General features: G+C 42.7%; 19 protein-coding genes. 11 read left to right on the top strand and 8 right to left on the bottom strand.

What is annotated here, in order from left to right; all coding sequences use genetic code 11:
* Positions 1 to 24: 24 nt before the first annotated feature.
* From ACL6C3_RS19595 to hpsL, 4 genes are all read left to right on the top strand, one after another.
* Positions 25 to 423: an MAPEG family protein gene (locus tag ACL6C3_RS19595; RefSeq protein WP_413160712.1), complete on the top strand. Its 399-nt coding sequence runs from the start codon at positions 25 to 27 to the stop codon at positions 421 to 423.
* Between the two features lie 64 nt (positions 424 to 487).
* Complete coding sequence (locus tag ACL6C3_RS19600; protein ID WP_413160713.1) at positions 488 to 664, top strand: hypothetical protein; 177 nt, start codon at positions 488 to 490, stop codon at positions 662 to 664.
* A complete protein-coding gene (locus ACL6C3_RS19605) occupies positions 654 to 869 on the top strand; it encodes a hypothetical protein (protein WP_413160714.1) in 216 nt (71 codons plus the stop codon). Before ACL6C3_RS19600 ends, ACL6C3_RS19605 begins: the two co-directional genes overlap by 11 nt.
* A gap of 42 nt (positions 870 to 911) precedes the next feature.
* Positions 912 to 2,567 carry a hormogonium polysaccharide biosynthesis protein HpsL gene (gene hpsL, locus ACL6C3_RS19610; RefSeq protein WP_413160715.1) on the top strand — a complete coding sequence of 552 codons (1,656 nt, stop codon included), beginning with the start codon at positions 912 to 914 and terminating at the stop codon, positions 2,565 to 2,567.
* 7 nt (positions 2,568 to 2,574) lie between these two features.
* On the opposite strand, the gene ACL6C3_RS19615 is transcribed toward hpsL, so the two are convergent.
* The 3 genes from ACL6C3_RS19615 to ACL6C3_RS19625 form a co-directional block, all read right to left on the bottom strand.
* The gene (locus ACL6C3_RS19615) at positions 2,575 to 3,150 is read right to left on the bottom strand and encodes a DUF924 family protein (RefSeq protein ID WP_413160716.1); all 576 of its coding nucleotides are present in this window, start codon (positions 3,148 to 3,150) and stop codon (positions 2,575 to 2,577) included.
* 10 nt (positions 3,151 to 3,160) lie between these two features.
* On the bottom strand, positions 3,161 to 3,787 hold the full coding sequence (locus tag ACL6C3_RS19620) for a CHAP domain-containing protein (RefSeq protein ID WP_413160717.1): 627 nt from the start codon (positions 3,785 to 3,787) through the stop codon (positions 3,161 to 3,163).
* 112 nt (positions 3,788 to 3,899) lie between these two features.
* Positions 3,900 to 4,526, bottom strand: a complete 627-nt coding sequence (locus ACL6C3_RS19625; protein ID WP_413160718.1) for a class I SAM-dependent methyltransferase — start codon at positions 4,524 to 4,526, stop codon at positions 3,900 to 3,902.
* A 127-nt stretch (positions 4,527 to 4,653) separates the two neighbouring features.
* Between ACL6C3_RS19625 and ACL6C3_RS19630 the strand changes: the two genes are divergently transcribed.
* The 4 genes from ACL6C3_RS19630 (at position 4,654) to ACL6C3_RS19645 (ending at position 8,202) form a co-directional block, all read left to right on the top strand.
* Positions 4,654 to 5,436 carry an SDR family NAD(P)-dependent oxidoreductase gene (locus ACL6C3_RS19630; RefSeq protein ID WP_413160719.1) on the top strand — a complete coding sequence of 261 codons (783 nt, stop codon included), beginning with the start codon at positions 4,654 to 4,656 and terminating at the stop codon, positions 5,434 to 5,436.
* Positions 5,437 to 5,751: 315 nt separating this feature from the next.
* Entirely contained in the window at positions 5,752 to 6,216 is a 465-nt protein-coding gene (gene psbQ / locus ACL6C3_RS19635) for a photosystem II protein PsbQ (protein ID WP_413160720.1), read from the top strand.
* Between the two features lie 145 nt (positions 6,217 to 6,361).
* Positions 6,362 to 7,486, top strand: coding sequence for an NAD(P)/FAD-dependent oxidoreductase (locus ACL6C3_RS19640; protein WP_413160721.1), 1,125 nt, complete (start codon positions 6,362 to 6,364; stop codon positions 7,484 to 7,486).
* A 92-nt stretch (positions 7,487 to 7,578) separates the two neighbouring features.
* The gene (locus tag ACL6C3_RS19645) at positions 7,579 to 8,202 is read left to right on the top strand and encodes a cupin (RefSeq protein WP_413160722.1); all 624 of its coding nucleotides are present in this window, start codon (positions 7,579 to 7,581) and stop codon (positions 8,200 to 8,202) included.
* 225 nt (positions 8,203 to 8,427) lie between these two features.
* On the opposite strand, the gene ACL6C3_RS19650 is transcribed toward ACL6C3_RS19645, so the two are convergent.
* On the bottom strand, positions 8,428 to 9,252 hold the full coding sequence (locus ACL6C3_RS19650; RefSeq protein ID WP_413160723.1) for an HAD-IIB family hydrolase: 825 nt from the start codon (positions 9,250 to 9,252) through the stop codon (positions 8,428 to 8,430).
* A 266-nt stretch (positions 9,253 to 9,518) separates the two neighbouring features.
* Between ACL6C3_RS19650 and ACL6C3_RS19655 the strand changes: the two genes are divergently transcribed.
* The gene (locus ACL6C3_RS19655; protein WP_413160725.1) at positions 9,519 to 10,289 is read left to right on the top strand and encodes an S-layer homology domain-containing protein; all 771 of its coding nucleotides are present in this window, start codon (positions 9,519 to 9,521) and stop codon (positions 10,287 to 10,289) included.
* A 22-nt stretch (positions 10,290 to 10,311) separates the two neighbouring features.
* Here ACL6C3_RS19655 and ACL6C3_RS19660 read toward each other — a convergent pair whose 3' ends face one another.
* A complete protein-coding gene (locus ACL6C3_RS19660) occupies positions 10,312 to 11,085 on the bottom strand; it encodes a DUF4058 family protein (RefSeq protein WP_413160726.1) in 774 nt (257 codons plus the stop codon).
* Between the two features lie 48 nt (positions 11,086 to 11,133).
* On the bottom strand, positions 11,134 to 12,786 hold the full coding sequence (locus tag ACL6C3_RS19665; protein WP_413160727.1) for an ABC transporter permease: 1,653 nt from the start codon (positions 12,784 to 12,786) through the stop codon (positions 11,134 to 11,136).
* A 169-nt stretch (positions 12,787 to 12,955) separates the two neighbouring features.
* Here ACL6C3_RS19665 and ACL6C3_RS19670 point away from each other — a divergent pair, with 169 nt between their 5' ends.
* A complete protein-coding gene (locus tag ACL6C3_RS19670; RefSeq protein WP_413160728.1) occupies positions 12,956 to 14,086 on the top strand; it encodes an ABC transporter ATP-binding protein in 1,131 nt (376 codons plus the stop codon).
* A 113-nt stretch (positions 14,087 to 14,199) separates the two neighbouring features.
* Positions 14,200 to 16,077, top strand: a complete 1,878-nt coding sequence (locus ACL6C3_RS19675; protein WP_413160729.1) for a hypothetical protein — start codon at positions 14,200 to 14,202, stop codon at positions 16,075 to 16,077.
* A gap of 198 nt (positions 16,078 to 16,275) precedes the next feature.
* Here ACL6C3_RS19675 and ACL6C3_RS19680 read toward each other — a convergent pair whose 3' ends face one another.
* Both ACL6C3_RS19680 and ACL6C3_RS19685 read right to left on the bottom strand, forming a co-directional pair.
* Positions 16,276 to 16,392, bottom strand: coding sequence for a photosystem I reaction center subunit VIII (locus ACL6C3_RS19680; protein WP_413160731.1), 117 nt, complete (start codon positions 16,390 to 16,392; stop codon positions 16,276 to 16,278).
* A 108-nt stretch (positions 16,393 to 16,500) separates the two neighbouring features.
* Positions 16,501 to 16,992, bottom strand: a complete 492-nt coding sequence (locus ACL6C3_RS19685; RefSeq protein WP_413168375.1) for a photosystem I reaction center protein subunit XI — start codon at positions 16,990 to 16,992, stop codon at positions 16,501 to 16,503.
* Between the last annotated feature and the right edge of the window lie 2 nt (positions 16,993 to 16,994).

Consider the following 16,994-nt stretch of genomic DNA (forward strand, 5'->3'; position numbering starts at 1 on the left):
TGTTATCAAACAAGGGGGTTCCTGATGTCACCTTGGCCGAGTCTAGTCACGGCGATCGCCCTACTGGTCTACTTAGTTTTAACGATTAATGTCGGTCGGGCGAGAGCTAAATATAAGATCATGCCACCTCAAATGAGTGGAGATCCCAATTTTGAGCGAGTTGTGCGAGTACAGCAAAATACTTTAGAACAACTCGTGCTTTTTTTACCCGCATTATGGCTATTTTCTCAGTTTGTGAGTCCGATTTGGGGCGCGAGTCTGGGGGCGGTTTGGGTGGTCGGACGAATGGTTTACGCTTGGGGTTATTATCAGGCGGCTGAAAAACGAACCCTCGGCTTTGCCATCGGCAGTCTCACCGTTTTAACCTTACTCGGCGGAGCTTTAGTCGGGATTATTTTCCCCCTGCTTAAACCTTTGATTTAGCCCCGTATAAAGCTAACATGAAATTGCGGCACGACTCAATTCTTAGTTCTGATTAAGCCTTCAAATGTCCGAGCCAAATTCAAGAGAAAATCCCCTCTTTCAAGTCAACGAAAAAATGTATCAGCAGTTGCTAAAGTGGCAACAAAAGCTCGAACAAACTCAACCGGAAACCCCAACTTCACAAAAGTATCATCTAACTCAGTTAGAGCCTCAGAAAAACACCAATCAAAATGATCACTAAGCTTGATGTTTTGGAGCTTGCCTTGCTACAGGCTCAAAGTACCACTCAACTCAAAGCCTTAATTATTCATTACACCCATCAAGAAATTTTACAAGCCTACAATCGGCTTGCATTGGAACAGCAGATCAAAATTCAGAAAATTTGGCAAGGAGAACTTGAGTCGGGAATCGACACAACCGCACGCATTGGATTTTCAATCCGGTGAACGGTTGAGTCAAAGTTATTTTACTGATACCAGAGTGCTTCAATGTCAAACCCCAAAAGCCAACCCCCACCAACTCAGGCCCAGAATTTTTTCAACTCGGAAAATGATGGCGCTGACGAGAATTTTGAAAAGAATTTAGAGGGTACAACTGCTCAAACACCTAATCAAATTCCCTTCATCCTCTGGGTAATCGGGGCTGTTTTTATTGTTGCTTGTTTGATGTTTGGAAATGGCAAATCTTTCGATCAAATTTTGTTGGCGATCGCCGCCATTTTTTGGATTAGCCTCTCTTACCGATATCCCCGTCAAGCCCTTTGGATCTTCCTGATTTACACTCCCTTTGCCGGTACCGTTGCTTACTGGATTGGTAACGATCATCCCCTGTTTCACTTGGCAAAAGATGGCTTTTATTTTCCCGCCTTGATTGCCATTATTCAACGGGTGCGAAAACAGGGTTTACCCCTGATTATTCCCAAATCGTTAAAAATCCCCCTGTTGGGCTTATTGGGAATTTCTCTGCTGACATTTCTCTACGTGAATGGCGGACAACAATTCGGAGCCAATCCGGGCGGACAGGCGATTTTAATGGGGATTTTTGGTTTAAAAGTTTTGCTGGGATATATTCCCCTCATTCTCTGCGGTTACTCTCTCATTCAAAATCGAGATGAACTTCATTTCCTAACCCGTTTACAGGTTGTTATTGTAATTATTTGCTGTGTTTTAGGAGTCGTTCAATATTGGTTAGTTGTTACGGGTCGATGTCCCGATAATACCGGACTTCCCGATTATTTATTGCTGCGAGCAAATTTACAACGAAAATGTTTGGTCGGGGGAGCATTGGGTTACTATCCCGCTAATAATTTTATTCGTTTACCCGGTACATTTGTTGCGCCTTGGCACTGGGCTTGGTTTTTAATTTCTAGCACTTTTTTCTGCTTTGCAACCGCATTTAGTGACCCCAAACTCCGCTGGCAAACCGCAGGTTGGTTATCTTTATCTCTGGTTGTACTCAACGCCATTCTCTGCGGTCAACGTACAGCTTTATTAGCCGTTCCGATTATTATTGTCGTTTTAGTTATTGCTACCAGTCATATTCCTCAACTCAAACGCTTGGTTATTCTCCTGTTAGGAATTGTTTTGTTTATGGGGGGAACTCATTTACTTTTTCCCGGTATTATTTCTCAACGTATGGAGAGTTTTGTCTCCCGTTGGAATGCTTCCCCTCCGACAGAATTTGTTACCGAACAAGCTGAATGGACGGCGAGAACCCATCAAGGTGTTTTGGGAAATGGTTTGGGACGGGCGACCAATGCGGCGCGTGCGTTGGGAGAGACTCGACTCATTGAAACCTATTATCCGAAGTTAATGTATGAAATTGGGCCTTTGGGGGTAATTGCCTTTTTTGCGGTGGTCACAACCCTAACTTTTCAAGGGTTTAGGGCTTATCATCAAGTTCAAGATCACAGTTTGCGGGGTTATGGTGTCGTTTTTTGGGTGTTTGTTTTTCTGATTAGTTATAATTCCTATTGGTATCCTCTCGATACCGATCCGGTGGCGGTTTATTATTGGTTTTTTGCCGGGGTTCTGTTGAAACTTCCCCACCTCGAACGAGAAGAAATAAAAACCTTAGCCGCAGCAGAACTTGAGCAAGAAAAACAGCAATTCTCACCCGATCAAGCCAATGAATTCTTAACGTAAATTAGACTTAAAATGAAGAACCGGGTTGTTTTAAAAACTCTTGTTCTTCCGGTGTGCTTTCCCTCCCTAAAATCGAGTTTCGATGGGGAAAACGTCCAAATTGTTTAATGATTTCCCAGTGACGAATGGCATAGTCAATCGATGATTTACTATCGGGATCGTCACTCAATTGACTTGTTAATTCAATAGATTTTTCCTGATCGGCTAATTTTTCGCTGTGTTCAAAAGGTAAATAAATAAACCAACGTTGTACGGGTAACATTTGCCTATCAAACCCTTGACTTACCGCATATTTTGCCGCTTCCAAAGCTTGAGAATCTGTTGCAAACGCTTCGGGTTGACCCCGAAATAAATTTCGCGGAAACTGATCCAAAAGCAAAATCAACGCCAAACAACTATCGGGCGATTCTTTCCAATTCTCTAATTTTCCCTGTGATGCCAATTCATAATCTGTTAAAAAAAGGCTTCTGATTTGTTCGTCAAACTCCGAATTTTTCTGAAACCAAACTTTGCGAGGTTTCCCATAATTTTCATCTTCGGGACTCCCAAACCAGAAGGCTAAAATTTCTGCAACTGTAGACATGGATTTTGGATTAATTAACTTTTTCTTTCCCCAACAACTGATTCACCAAACGGGTATGATATTCGGGGGTGGTTTGGGTTCCTTGATTGGGTTGTTGTTGGGAATTTGTGGGTGCTTTCTCCGGCTGTTTCTCCGGCTCTTTTTGGGGTTGAGAAATCGGCGGAGTCGGAACACTTTCAGCAATGATATAGGGACGACCAAACCCTAAAAAAGACCAAGGATCGCGCCGTCTCCGCATCACTTCACCGCCATTAGAATCATTGTCAATCGCCGTATTTCCCTCAATACTAATAATACTACTATCGGGGTTGACCGACTCCACAATCCCCACATGATCGGCTATTCCATCCCCTCGCCAAGAATAAAACACGACATCCCCCACTTGCGGTTGAGAATGCCAGCGAGTATTATATTGAAACCATCGCACACCATCGGGACAATAAGCAAACCCTTTCGGCGTGCGAATGGCTAAACAAATCCCCGCTTGTTCCAAGCAATAAGACACAAAAATTGCACACCAAGGAACGTGATTCATTCCGTACCATTCACCATACTTAGTGCTATTACTACCGGGAGGATATTCAGTATATCCAACTTCATTTGCTGCAATTTGAACAACACGAGCCGGATGGGTCATTGAGGGGTCTCCTGTTTTTTTGAGTAAAAAGGTGAGGAATAGCGATGGTATAATCTCGACTATAGGTTTTGTTTTACCACAAGTTTCTGCCTTTTTCTCAAACGCTTAATACTTAGTTATTTTCTCCGTTGAACTTCTGAAATTTGGTCAGCAAAATTGGCCCCAACAAGTGATAATGACCCACACAAGACCATCCGACATTTTGACCAAATTCTCTCCGCTGCGATCGGCTGTAAAACCGAAGTCCACCCGGAGAAACGGGAACCCAAGTTTGTCCAGTTGAATCATTTCCTTGATAATCTGCTAAATAAAAACATCCCGACGGACGCAAAACCCCGTTAATTTCCTCAAAAACCCGTTGAGGATGAGGATAATGTAAAAAACTAATCGTACAAAATACCGCATCAAACTGATGTTCCCCAAAGGGGAGAGACTCCACATTTCCGGGTGTAAACGTCAGGCGTTGGGGGTAACGGTTTCGCGCGCGCGCTTGATGGATCATCTCCTCCGACAGATCCAGTCCCGTTGCGGTAACAGTCGGAAACTGTTTGGCGATGCGATCGACAAGGCGACCCGTCCCACAGCCGAGATCGAGAATATTTGCTTCCTGCTTGAGTTGAACATATTCTAACAACCGCTTGTGAACCGCCTGATAAAATACCGTTGTGAACAAACAGTCGTAACCCGGCGCCCAACGGTCAAAAAACCATTGTTTGTTTCTCAAGAATGTTTCGGTCATTGTCTTTTTCTCTTAATCGTTGAAATTCTTTCTTCTGGTAAATCTACAGGTAAATCTACTCAATTCCACAGAGTTAATATCAAAATGTTAAAATTTTCAAGAGCTAACCTCCTAAAAAGAAAATCTGATGAAAACTGCATTAATTACAGGCGCGTCCTTTGGCATTGGGGAAAGTTTTGCTCGCGAATTAGCCAAAAGTAAAACGAATTTGGTTTTGGTGGCGCGTTCAAAAGATAAACTCGACGAACTCGCCCAACAACTCCAAGAAAAACATCAAATCAAAGCCGAAGTTCTTGCCAAAGATCTCACCGAACCGGGAGCAACCCAAGCTGTTTTTGATGAGGTGACTCAAAAAGGAATCACAATCGATCTGTTGGTAAATAATGCAGGTTTTGGAGATTACGGCCTGTTTATTGAACGGGATCTCGAAAAACAGGTCAAGATGATCCAACTTAATACTATCGCATTGGTTGAACTCAGCCACCTGTTCTTAAAACCCATGACCCAAAGACGTTCGGGATCGATCATTAACGTCGCCTCCATCGCCGGTTTTCAACCCATTCCCTATATGTCGATCTACTCGGCGACAAAAGCCTTTGTTCTGCATTTCAGCGAGGCTTTATGGGCAGAAAATAAAGATACAGGTATTCATATTTTAGCACTTTGTCCGGGGCCGACAGAATCGAACTTTTTTGAGGCGGCTGAGTTTCCCTCAACCTTGGGCGGTGGGGGAAAACTGGTTTCCGCCTCGGAGGTGGTTAGAGATGCACTGAAGGCGTTAGAAAAAAATCAGTCAACCCTGGTAACGGGCGGTTTTGGAAATAACCTGATCGCCAATATCTCCCGTTTTGTTCCCAGAGATGTGGTTGTCGCTATGGTTGAGAAGCAGTTTAAAACCCCAAAAAAATGAACCGTTATAACCCCTGTAGGGGCGGGTTCAGTCCAGATGCGTGTTTTCCCACTCTCAATTTATATAAACCCGCCCAACCCATGTAGGGGCGTCTGCGAACAGAAGCGTGTTTTCCCACTCTCAACTGATATAAACCCCCCAACTCATCCCAGGTTTCCCTGTTAGCGTCTGGGGGCGGGTTTATTGAGATTATTGGTGAGAAACATATATTTTTGCCGAGGCGCGCCCCTACAAAGCAGTAACCTGTTTCCTACGATCGCAATGTCTGCAACAATAGATCGGGTAGAGGATGTAACATTGATAAAAATTTGAGCTATGAAACGTTATCGTTCTATTTTGGCTTGCCTATTGGCGTTTGTCATGGCGTTTATGGTTGGTTGTGGTTCTCCACAAGTTAAAGAACCCCCAACTTACAGCGATGCTCAACTCCAACAAATTCAGAAGTATCAATCTGATATTTTAGGGTTGCGCGATCGCATGACCAGCGAATTACCCGCCTACATTAATACCAGCAAATGGGTTGAGGTGGATAATTTTGTTCACGGTCCGTTGGGAACTTTGCTTCAGGAGATGAATTATCTAACCAAAAATCTCCTTCCTAACGATCAACCTCCGGCGCGAAAATTATCCCGAGAAGTGTTTGAACATTTGCTTCAAGTCGGTGAAGCCGCAGAAAAAGCGGATCGATCTTTAGCCGCTTCTAGCTATCAGGCTGCATTAGAAGATCTGGATGCTTTCTTGAATTTAGTTCCTCAAGCTTCTCAAGCGCCTCAAGCGTAAAATACAATCAAACCTTTGACCGCAGATGAATATCGGTGAATACGAGTCATATTAATTTGCTGTATTGATCGATATAAATCTGCGGTTAATTGTTTATTTTTGGATAAAAAACTAGACAAAAAAAGACAGCAAACGTTTAAAGACTATGACTCATGTTGTTGTCATTGGATGCGGAGTGGTTGGGGCGACCATTGCTTACGAACTCAGCCAAATCCCCCAATTAACCGTTACAGTTCTCGATCAAAATTCCCCCGCCCAAGCGTCTACGGGAGCGGCTTTGGGGGTATTAATGGGTGCCATTAGTCACAAAACCAAAGGGCGGGCGTGGCAAATGCGATCGTGCAGTTTACAGCGTTATGAAACGTTAATTCCCGAATTGGAAAACATTACAGGTCGTTCGATTTTGTTTAATCGCAAAGGCATTTTAATGTTATGTTTTGCGGGAGAAGATTTAAACAAATGGGAAGAATTAATTGCCACCCGTCAAAGTCAAGGTTGGCATTTACAACTCTTAGATCTCGATCAAATTCAATCAAACTATCCTCAAGTTAACTGTGAAAATGTCATCGGGGCGATTTATTCTCCTCAAGATCGACAAGTCGATCCGACTGCTTTAACTTTAGCATTAGTTGAAGCCGCCCAACACAACGGCGTTAACTTTCAATTTGGGGTAAAAGTCGAGGCGTTTCAAACCGTTAATTCGAGCGAAACTCAACGCATTTGTCCGCAAATTTTTACGACTGGGGGAGAATTAGATGTTGATGGGATTGTGATCGCCGCAGGACTGGGAACAACCCGCCTACTTCCCACAGAAACTCATCAAAAATCGATTAAAATTCGTCCGGTTCTCGGACAAGCCGTACAGTTAAAATTGTCTCAACCTTTGGGAGAATTAGAACCCGTAATTAGTGGCGATGATGTGCATATTGTTCCTCTGGGAAACGCTGAATATTGGGTCGGTGCAACGGTTGAATTTCCGAGTAATGATGATGATATTGTTATCGATCAAACTCAAATTAATCCGGTCATGGAAGGCGCTATTCGGCTTTGTCCGGCGTTATCGGAAGCGAAAATTATTCGCCAATGGTCGGGGTTGCGTCCCCGTCCCGATGGAAAACCCGCACCCATTATTGAATATTTGTCAGGATTTGAAAATATTTTATTGGCAACCGGACATTATCGCAACGGCGTTTTATTAGCCCCCGCCACCGCTGAAACCATTCGTAAAATGATTGTAAAAAAATTCGCGATCGCCAGTCAAGAGTCTTAAGATATAACAGTGAGGAAACGTTAACGTCAACTAATTGTTGAAAATTGTTCGCTGTTAACAGCCACCTGAAGTCTTTATCGAAAGGAAATTCTATGAATAATCGGGATTGGCTGGTGAGGGAAGATGGCAACTGTTTAGCCTGCAAGTCAGCCAGAGAATGGGATTTACTCAAAAGTGAGTATCGCTTACATCGGTTTCTCACCGAAATCGAAGATGTGATCAACCAAGCCTTTGAAAAGGGTTTAACCGAAGTTGATTTCTTAGCAGATTTGCGCCTGTTAGTCCGTCAATTAATCACCAATTCCTATTGGTTGAGAACCCAAGTTCCCGAACCCTGCACCAAAACCGGAACTTCGATCATTATGTTGTATGATGAGTTAGGATTTCCCCTCACAGTCCAGACAGAAACCGTCTTACCGGGTTGCGGTTCTCCCATTCACAATCATGGCACTTGGGGAATTGTGGCGGTGTTAAAAGGACAACAAAAAAATGTTTTTTGGAAGCGTGAACCTTCTCCCGATTTTCCCGACAATATTGAAAAAGTCGGCGAAAAAATTCTCACCGAAGGGGAAATTATTAGTTTTACATCCGATGCAATTCATCACATTGAAGCCGTTGGCGACGAACCCTCTTTAACCTTTAATTTGTACGGCGAAACCAACGCTTCTAAGCGGTTTCAATTTGATGTTGAAAGCCATTTAGCCAAGCCTTTTTAAGAGGGATTATCATTCTATTGCTTGTAGTTGGGCTTTAGCCCTTGATCATATCATATCCGACTAATCAATAATTATTCTGTAGGGGCGGGTTACGCCTACGATTTTTACTACTACGGAGAGATTGAGATAAACCCGCCCCACCCTCATAACACTGTGAAAATTCAAAAAAGCTTGTAGTTGGGCTTTAGCCCCTCTATAATGCGCTCTCCGCGCCACAACAAACGGTTAATTTAAGTTGATATCTAGACGCCTGCTAATTTCTCTAACTGCATTCGCCCAACCCTGACAACCCGATAAAATGGCAACTTCCCAACCCCGATTTTGTAAACCCGGATGGGGTCCTTGTTTACCGGGGATAATAATCGGAATTTCGACAACTTCTAACATCGGTAAATCGTTAGGGCTATTTCCCAAACCCACTGTAATGATTTTAGCATCCGGTTGATGATTTTGGTACTGTTCAATCAACCATTGCACCGCCTTTCCTTTTCCCGCTTTTTGACCAATTAAATGAGAAAAGCGATCGCCAACCACCACCTGAAAACCCCACGGGTTTACCGCTTGTTCAATTTCAACACTGGTGAGATTTTTCGGAGTAACAAAAGGTTCGGTAAACTCCCGATTTTTCGCCCGTTTTACATCTTCTGGGTGCAAACCGGTTAACTGATGAATTTCGGCTTCACTCAAGTCTCCAAACCCTTTTAACGGTTGATTTAAAACCTCTGCGACTTTTTGGAGTCCCTGACGCGCTTCTGTATAGTTAAAACCAAACTGCATTAAATAATAATCACCCCAGTTTTCAGTTTGGGGAGAAGCTAAATTTTGTTCAGAAATCGGGATAAACACTGCACTCCCATTTTCCACAATAAACGCATCCGTTAATCCAATTTGTTCGCGGAGAACTTCCACTTCAGAGCGGGTTTTACTGGTAACAGGAATTACCGGAATTTTCAGTTCTTGCAGTTGTTTAAGGACGGGTAAAGCCGCATCATAACCGTAGTCATCGGAGTTGAGTAACGTTCCATCCAAATCGGTAAAAATCAGTAACATATCCCCAAACCTAACATTAATATAACATTTCCCCAGAAACCCAGTTTCTTTGACAAGGTTGGTGGGTGACAGCAAAAAGTTGGTGATTTTAGCAGTTTAGTTATTTATTTTCACCCACCCTACTTTAGTTTACCTCAATTTGCATCTATAAATCTTTCGGGTCTAACTCCATCGCTGTTTTTTTGAGAATAACCGGATTTATTGCTAACTGAGGAGAAAAAAATCTCTATGAATGACGATTAACTTTTTGACTCTCTTAGTTAGGTATGAACGCTCAGTTGTTTCGATTTCGACCTTTGAGAAATGTTTTATCTTTAGTGATTTTATCGCTCATCGTTTCGCCAGTCCAAGCCAGTGAAATTACTTCATCTATTACAACCAGGATTCCGTTTGTAGATGTCAATCAAGATCTTTATCAACAAGAAATTCACCAAGCAAGTGAAGCCGGACTGATGATCGGATTTCCTCAACAACAATTTCGCCCTCAACAGCCTTTAACCCGAGAACAATTGGTTTCCGTTGTGATAGAATTATTTTACAAAGTTCCCTTAGAAAATTCAAATATTCCGTTTCCTACAGGTCAGATAACCACTTTACCTAAACTTCCAACCACCGTCGAAAAAAATCCCTTTCCCGATGTTGATGCTAACCGATGGAGTGCGGCGAAAATTCAATTGGCGCGTGAAATTGGATTTATTCGAGGGTATAAAGATGGTCTTTTTCGTCCCGATCAAGCGGTGACTCGGGCTGAATTAATGGCGATGTTGTGGTCAGTTGATCGCTATATGAATGAACTCCGAAAATGGGATGGTCGAGAATTTTTTGATACCCCAGAACCGACAAACTTTTCTGATATTAACCAACATTGGGCGAAAGATACGATTTTAAAAATGTCATCCAATTGTCAAGCTGCATCCCCTCTCAATGAAACCGGAAACGCTTTCGCTCCCGACCAACCCGCCAAGCGAAATTATGTGGCTGCGGCGACGGTAAGAACGTTAACCTGTTTAAGTATTTTCCCCCCTCCTCCGTCTTAATTTGTTGGAGATTTACTGAGAATTATCGAAGTTGGCGATCGCGAAGTTGACTATCAAGCCAAACTGCATTTTCTTCTGTTAAGGGGGGTACGGGTTCGCGAGAATAATCAATTCTCAAATCAAAACCCCCTTGTGTATAAATTTCCTGTAAAATTTCTCCTAAATTAATCATCGGTTCGGAATCTTCTAACTGTAAGGGGAGGGGAATTTTGGGAAGTTCATCTCGGAGATTGAACGCATATAAATCGGCTTGGGGACGGGAATTGCTGCGACTGATTAAAATCCGATAATCACTTTTAATTTCCTCTCCATAAACTAACATCGGCTGTCCCTGTCGTAACAAATCGATTTCAACAAAATGGGTTAAACTATCTAAAATTTTCTGACGTTTTGCTTCGTATTGTTGACGACTTTTTCCGGGTTGTTTGTTGATGGGGGATAAAATTTCAATCGCTGTGATGACTTCCTCGGTTCCAACTCGACGAATTTCTAAATAGCTTTCGGTTAATCTTTCGGTCTGGGGAACTAAGACGGTTATCGGTTGTTTTGAGGAGGAAACTGAAGTTAAATCAATGGGAGTTTTAACACCGTTTAAATGGGCGACAGAAACATCAGGAATTCCAACTAACACCGAACTTTCCCCAACCGTTTGATAGACCCGTTCTTCTACGGCGACAATATATTTTGGTCGAATTTGAGGCGCTACAAAATTGGCGATCGCAGTAATCAGTCGATGATGAACACCGGACCAAAATTGCTCCAAGTAGGGATTGATTCCCGGAAAAGGAGAAAGCATCGCTCAAATTCCTACAACTCAGCTTACAAAGATTATACCATTTTCTAGCTACAAATCAACGGAATTCTGACGAGATTGAGCAATTTTCCAACTCATAAAAAGAACCGGAATCATTCCGACAGCAACCAAGGCTAAAGCTGGACCTGCGGCTTCGGCTAACCGTTCATCTGCGGCTAAATTATAAACTCGCACGGCTAGGGTATCAAAATTAAACGGTCTAACCACTAAAGTTGCGGGTAATTCTTTCATTACATCGACAAAAGTTAGCATTCCTGCGGTTAATAAACCGCCCCACATAATGGGTGCGTGAACCTTAACTAAAGTGCTGCTTGGGTTGTGACCTAAACTCCGTGCTGCATCATCTAAACTGGGTTTAATTTTACTCAAACTGGAGTTCACCGCCCCAAAAGAAACCGCCAAAAATCGCACCAAATAGGCAAAGATTAAAGCCGTAATGGTGCCGCTGAATAACAACCCGGTAGAAATGCCAAAAGTTGCCCGCATAAAGCTATCAATGGCGTTATCAAACCGACCCAAAGGAATTAAAATTCCCACTGCAATAACCGAACCGGGGATAGCATAACCCATCGCCGCAATTTGTACGGAAAAGCGCATTTCTAGACTCGGTTGCAGTCGCACCCCATAAGCCATAATTAAAGCAATCACTATCGCTAAAACTCCGGTTATTGTGGCAACGAGCAAGCTATTTCCGGCAAACTCAAAAAAGCGTCGGTCAAAAACCGTTCCTAGATTTTCTAGGGTCATTTCAAACAATAAAATCCCCGGCAGCAACAACCCCAAAAACACCGGGATAAAACAAGCGACAAACGCCAAACCCGCTCGAATTCCTTTGAGTTGAAACGGGTTTAACTGTTTAAATCGACTGTTGGCTTGATAATATTTGGCTTGACGGCGCGACCAAATTTCGAGTAAAATTAAAGCCAAGATAAATAACATTAAAACTGCCGCCAGTTGAGCCGCAGCCACCCGTTCTCCCATCCCGAACCAAGTTCGATAAATTCCGGTTGTAAACGTATCGACCCCGAAATATTGAACGGTACCAAAATCATTTAACGTTTCCATTAAAGCCAACGCCAAACCCGCCATAATTGCAGGTCTGGCTAAAGGTAAAGCAACAGTTAGAAAACTACGCCAGGGGTTACAACCGAGAGAGCGACTCGCCTCTAACATACAGGTTGCTTGTTCTAAAAAAGACACCCGAACTAATAGATAAACGTAGGGATAAAGCGTTAAAATTAGAAGCAGAATTGCGCCGACCATTGAACGAATACTCGGAAACCAATAATCTCCCACCGCAGTCCAACCGAAAATTGCTCTTAAACTGCTTTGAACCGGGCCGTAAAATTCTAACCATTCGGTATAAACATAGGCTAAAATATACGCGGGTGCTGCCAGAGGAAGTAACAATAAAAATTCAAACCAACCACTTCCCGGAAAGCGACACATTGTTACTAGCCAAGCCGTTCCCACACCCACGATAAAAACACCCAAACCCACACCCAACATGAGAATCAATGAGTTTTTGAGATAACCCGGTAAAACGGTGGCAGCCAAATGACCCCAAACTTCGCTAGAATTGGTAAAAATACTGCTGAGAACAAATAAAACCGGACTGGCGATCAGCAAAGCGACAACCATCACAAAAACCGTCCAAGCGTTAAAGCGAAAAACCCGAAACATTCTTTTCCTCAATTTGGTTAACGATGACCCGTTGTAACACAGTCTACAAAATTTAACACAATATTAATGAGAAGATATCCTAAAAACAGAGTAGTATTATTCGGTGCTTTTTGATTTAAAATTGCAATAAGCTACTCTAAGGGTAGGAGTTGGGTTAGTCAAGTTAAACATGGGCCAGTCTGTTATTTTACATCTCGATCAAGTCAGCAAACAATTCGCACGCCAAGATGTTCTTGCGGTTCAAAACGTCACGCTGACCTTATCTCAAGGCGACATCTTGGGTTTGTTGGGGCCGTCGGGCTGTGGGAAAACCACATTGTTGAGAATGATTGCTGGATTTGAGCAACCCCAATCGGGTATAATTAAAATCGCCGAACAAGTCGTTGCCAGTCCCGACCGTTGGCTCCCTCCCGAACAGCGAGATGTGGGGATGGTGTTTCAGGACTACGCTCTATTTCCCCATTTGACCGTTGAGAAAAATGTCGCTTTTGGCTTACAACGTCTCAAGAAAAAGTCAAAGGAACAGGTGAAACAGCGAGTCGGTGAAGCGCTAGAATTGGTGGGGTTGAGCGGGTTGGGAAGCCGTTATCCTCACGAACTCTCTGGCGGTCAACAGCAACGGGTGGCTTTGGCTAGAGCGTTGGCGCCGCGTCCGGCTTTGGTGCTTCTCGATGAACCCTTGAGTAATTTGGATGTGCAGGTGCGTCATCGACTCCGCCAAGAGTTGCGAGAAATTCTCAAAGCTGCGGGAACTTCTGGAATATTTGTCACTCACGACCAAGAAGAAGCGCTTTCGATATCCGACTGGGTGGCCGTGATGCGTTCTGGATGTTTAGAACAGTGTGGCACCCCCGAAGAAATTTATCAACATCCGGCGTCTCGGTTTGTCGCGGAGTTTGTGACTCAGGCTAATTTTATTCCCGCTCAACGTCGGGGCGATGTGTGGGAAACTGAACTGGGAAGTTTTGTCATTGATAGTAATAGAATTGAACAGACATTTAATGGCAATAGCAACAATTTAGAGCAGGTTGAATTAATGGTGCGTCAGGAAGATTTTATTCTTCAACCCGATGAAGATGCACCTGTGATTATCCGCGATCGCCAATTTTTGGGCCGAGAACTTCATTATAGTTTACAAGTTCCCTCTGGGCGAGAATGGGTGGCTCGCACCCGAGCGGGAGAGGCTTTATCAATAGGAATGCGAGTTCACGTGTCCGTCGCCAACAACGCTGTACAAGTGTTTCCCGCCAACTCAAAGCAGACTCCATCGAATTGGAAGCCTTTTATTCGCGCTAAGTGAGTATAGCATCAATTTGGACTGACGCAAATGTTACAAATCTTAGAAATCTTTGATCCCAATCGGCATCTATACTTTTAATACAGTATTAAAGTTAAAATGCTGAGGATAAGGCAATGTCAAGAAAGAAAAAACGTGGTGTTCCAACCTTGTATTCAGAAAGCAAGGTAAAAGTCGGGGTATCTTTGACTCCTACTGGAGCAAAACGATTGGGTGACATTGCTAAACAACTTGGTTTATCTCGCTCTGAGTTCGTTGAACGCATCGCTAGAGGTGAGTTTGATGTTTCTGGAAATGGTAGTGAAACGACAATTACATTAGCCACACAAGCAGAAGCAAAAGCCTCTAACTCAGTCGCTAGTTTAGAGCAAAAGTCTGTTGCTCCCCAAGTCGAAAATCAAGCAAGTCAACCCTCTCAAAATCAAGATTCAACTGCTCTGGTTGAACTTCAAGAACGTTGTCAAACGCTTCAACGTCAATCAGAGGAACAAGCCAACACCATCAACAGTTTAGAACAACAACTCGCTAAACTGTCTCAGTTCGAACAACAACTCGCTGAAACTGTCCCAACTGAAGACTATCAACAGTTACAACAGCAGTTACAACAGCAGTTAGAAACTGTTAAGCGGTTACAACAACAATTAACCCAAACTGTCCCAACTGAAGACTATCAACAGTTACAACAGCAGTTACAACAGCAGTTAGAAACTGTTAAGCGGTTAGAACAACAATTAACTCAAGCTGTTCCAACCCAAAATCATCAAAAGTTACAACAACAGTTAGAACAGCAGTTAGAAACCGTTCAAAACTTAGAACAACAATTAGCTGAAATGGTTTCATCTGAAGACTATCAGCAGTTACAACAACAGCTAGAACAACAGTTAGAAACCGTTCAAAACTTAGAACAACAATTAACTCAAGCTGTTTCATCTGAAGATTATCAGCAGTTACAACAACAGTTACAACAGCAGTTAGAAACTGTTAAGCGGTTACAACAACAACTCGCTGAAATGGTTTCGGCTGAAGACTATCAGCAGTTACAACAACAGCTAGAACAACAGTTAGAAACCGTTCAAAACTTAGAACAACAACTCGCTGAAATGGTTTCGGCTGAAGACTATCAGCAGTTACAACAACAGCTAGAACAACAGTTAGAAACCGTTCAAAACTTAGAACAACAACTCACTCAAACTGTTTCATCTGAAGATTATCAACAGTTAGAACAACAGCTAGAACAACAGTTAGAAACCGTTCAAAACTTAGAACAACAACTCACTCAAACTGTTTCATCTGAAGATTATCAACAGTTAGAACAACAGCTAAAACAGCAGTTAGAAACCGTTCAAAACTTAGAACAACAACTCACTCAAACTGTTTCATCTGAAGATTATCAACAGTTAGAACAACAGCTAAAACAGCAACTAGAAACCGTTCAAAACTTAGAACAACAACTCACTCAAACTGTTTCATCTGAAGATTATCAACAGTTAGAACAACAGCTAAAACAGCAGTTAGAAACCGTTCAAAACTTAGAACAACAACTCACTCAAACTGTTTCATCTGAAGATTATCAACAGTTAGAACAACAGTTAGAACAGCAAGAAGCAATCGTTTCCGAGTTGAGACAGAAATTAGAACATCAAAATGTCTCAATAACTAACTTAGAAAATCAACTCACCCGGATACCGGAACTTGAAAGCCAACTCGCTCACAGTTTAGCTTCCGCAAGTACAAAATCTCAAGCAGGAGTTTCTGTAGAAAGTTCTCCAAGTTCGACTCAAACCTATCACCAACCTCAGCCTATTTATCATCCCTGGAATACAAATATTGGGTTAAGCAACTCATCAGAAAGTTATGGAGCGTTAAAACAAAAAATAGAAGAACAGGAAAAAACCATCAACAATTTGCAACAAGAAATAATAGACTTAAGACGTCTAGCAACGATAGCAGAATCTCATTTAGGAAGATGGCGTTCTAACACCTTCTCCCGTTAAATTTCAAGTAGGGTGCATCAAACAATTATTTTTGAAAAGCCACAAAAATTTGTTTTTGATTTGATGGACTCTACTTTTTGGGTAGGGTGTATCAGATAGAGAAGAGCTATCAAATAGTTGTTGCTTAAAACTTACACAGTAAAAATCCCCCAACCGTTAGTTTGCTGGAGGATTTTTCGTTGTGTTCAACCGAGAGTTTTAGGCTTCGCTTTCAATGTAAATGAACAGCAAACCCATCACAACAACGGGTAACAGCCAGCAAACAATCGGAATCAAAATCCAAGGCAAATATGCAGCCGCGTATGAACCGGTCATCTTAAATTCTCCTATTTCACAGTAGCAAGATTTTCAGCGAGATTGGATCTGAGTTGCTTTAACCCGTGTTAAAGGTTATCAAGTTCAAAAATTCAACTCAGAACGAGGTTAGTTGTTGACAATTCCTCGGAAAATATCATCGACAACCGAGAAGTTTTCCAAGAGGAAGAAGGCAACAAAAGCCCCACCCATTCCACCGATAAAGAAGCCACCCGCAAATTGACTCCAGCCTTCAGAAGATTGTAAGAAATCAGCACCTTCAGCTTTTTTGCGGAAGGAAACTAAGCCATAAGCGGATAGACAAGCTGTTGCAATTAAAATCAGAGCAATTCCTGAAATTAATCCGCCTAAGTTGGCACTGGTGCTATCGCGTAATGGCCCAAGTTTCACCCAGGGGCCAATGATAAAATAGCCGTGAGCCATGCCAATTTCTAAGCCGCGAATCAAGGGAGAAAGGCCTTGACGATAAGCGGGTAAATTGCCGATAAATGTCCGTGTAAAATCGGAATCACTGATGGGTGTAGACAGATGTCCGGTGAAGGGATCGCCCTTATAGGGTTGAGCAAATCCTGAATCTCTGGCCTCGTCAGCCGCACTCATAT

The organism is Capilliphycus salinus ALCB114379, from assembly GCF_047276495.1.
GTDB classification, from domain to species: domain Bacteria; phylum Cyanobacteriota; class Cyanobacteriia; order Cyanobacteriales; family Microcoleaceae; genus Capilliphycus; species Capilliphycus salinus.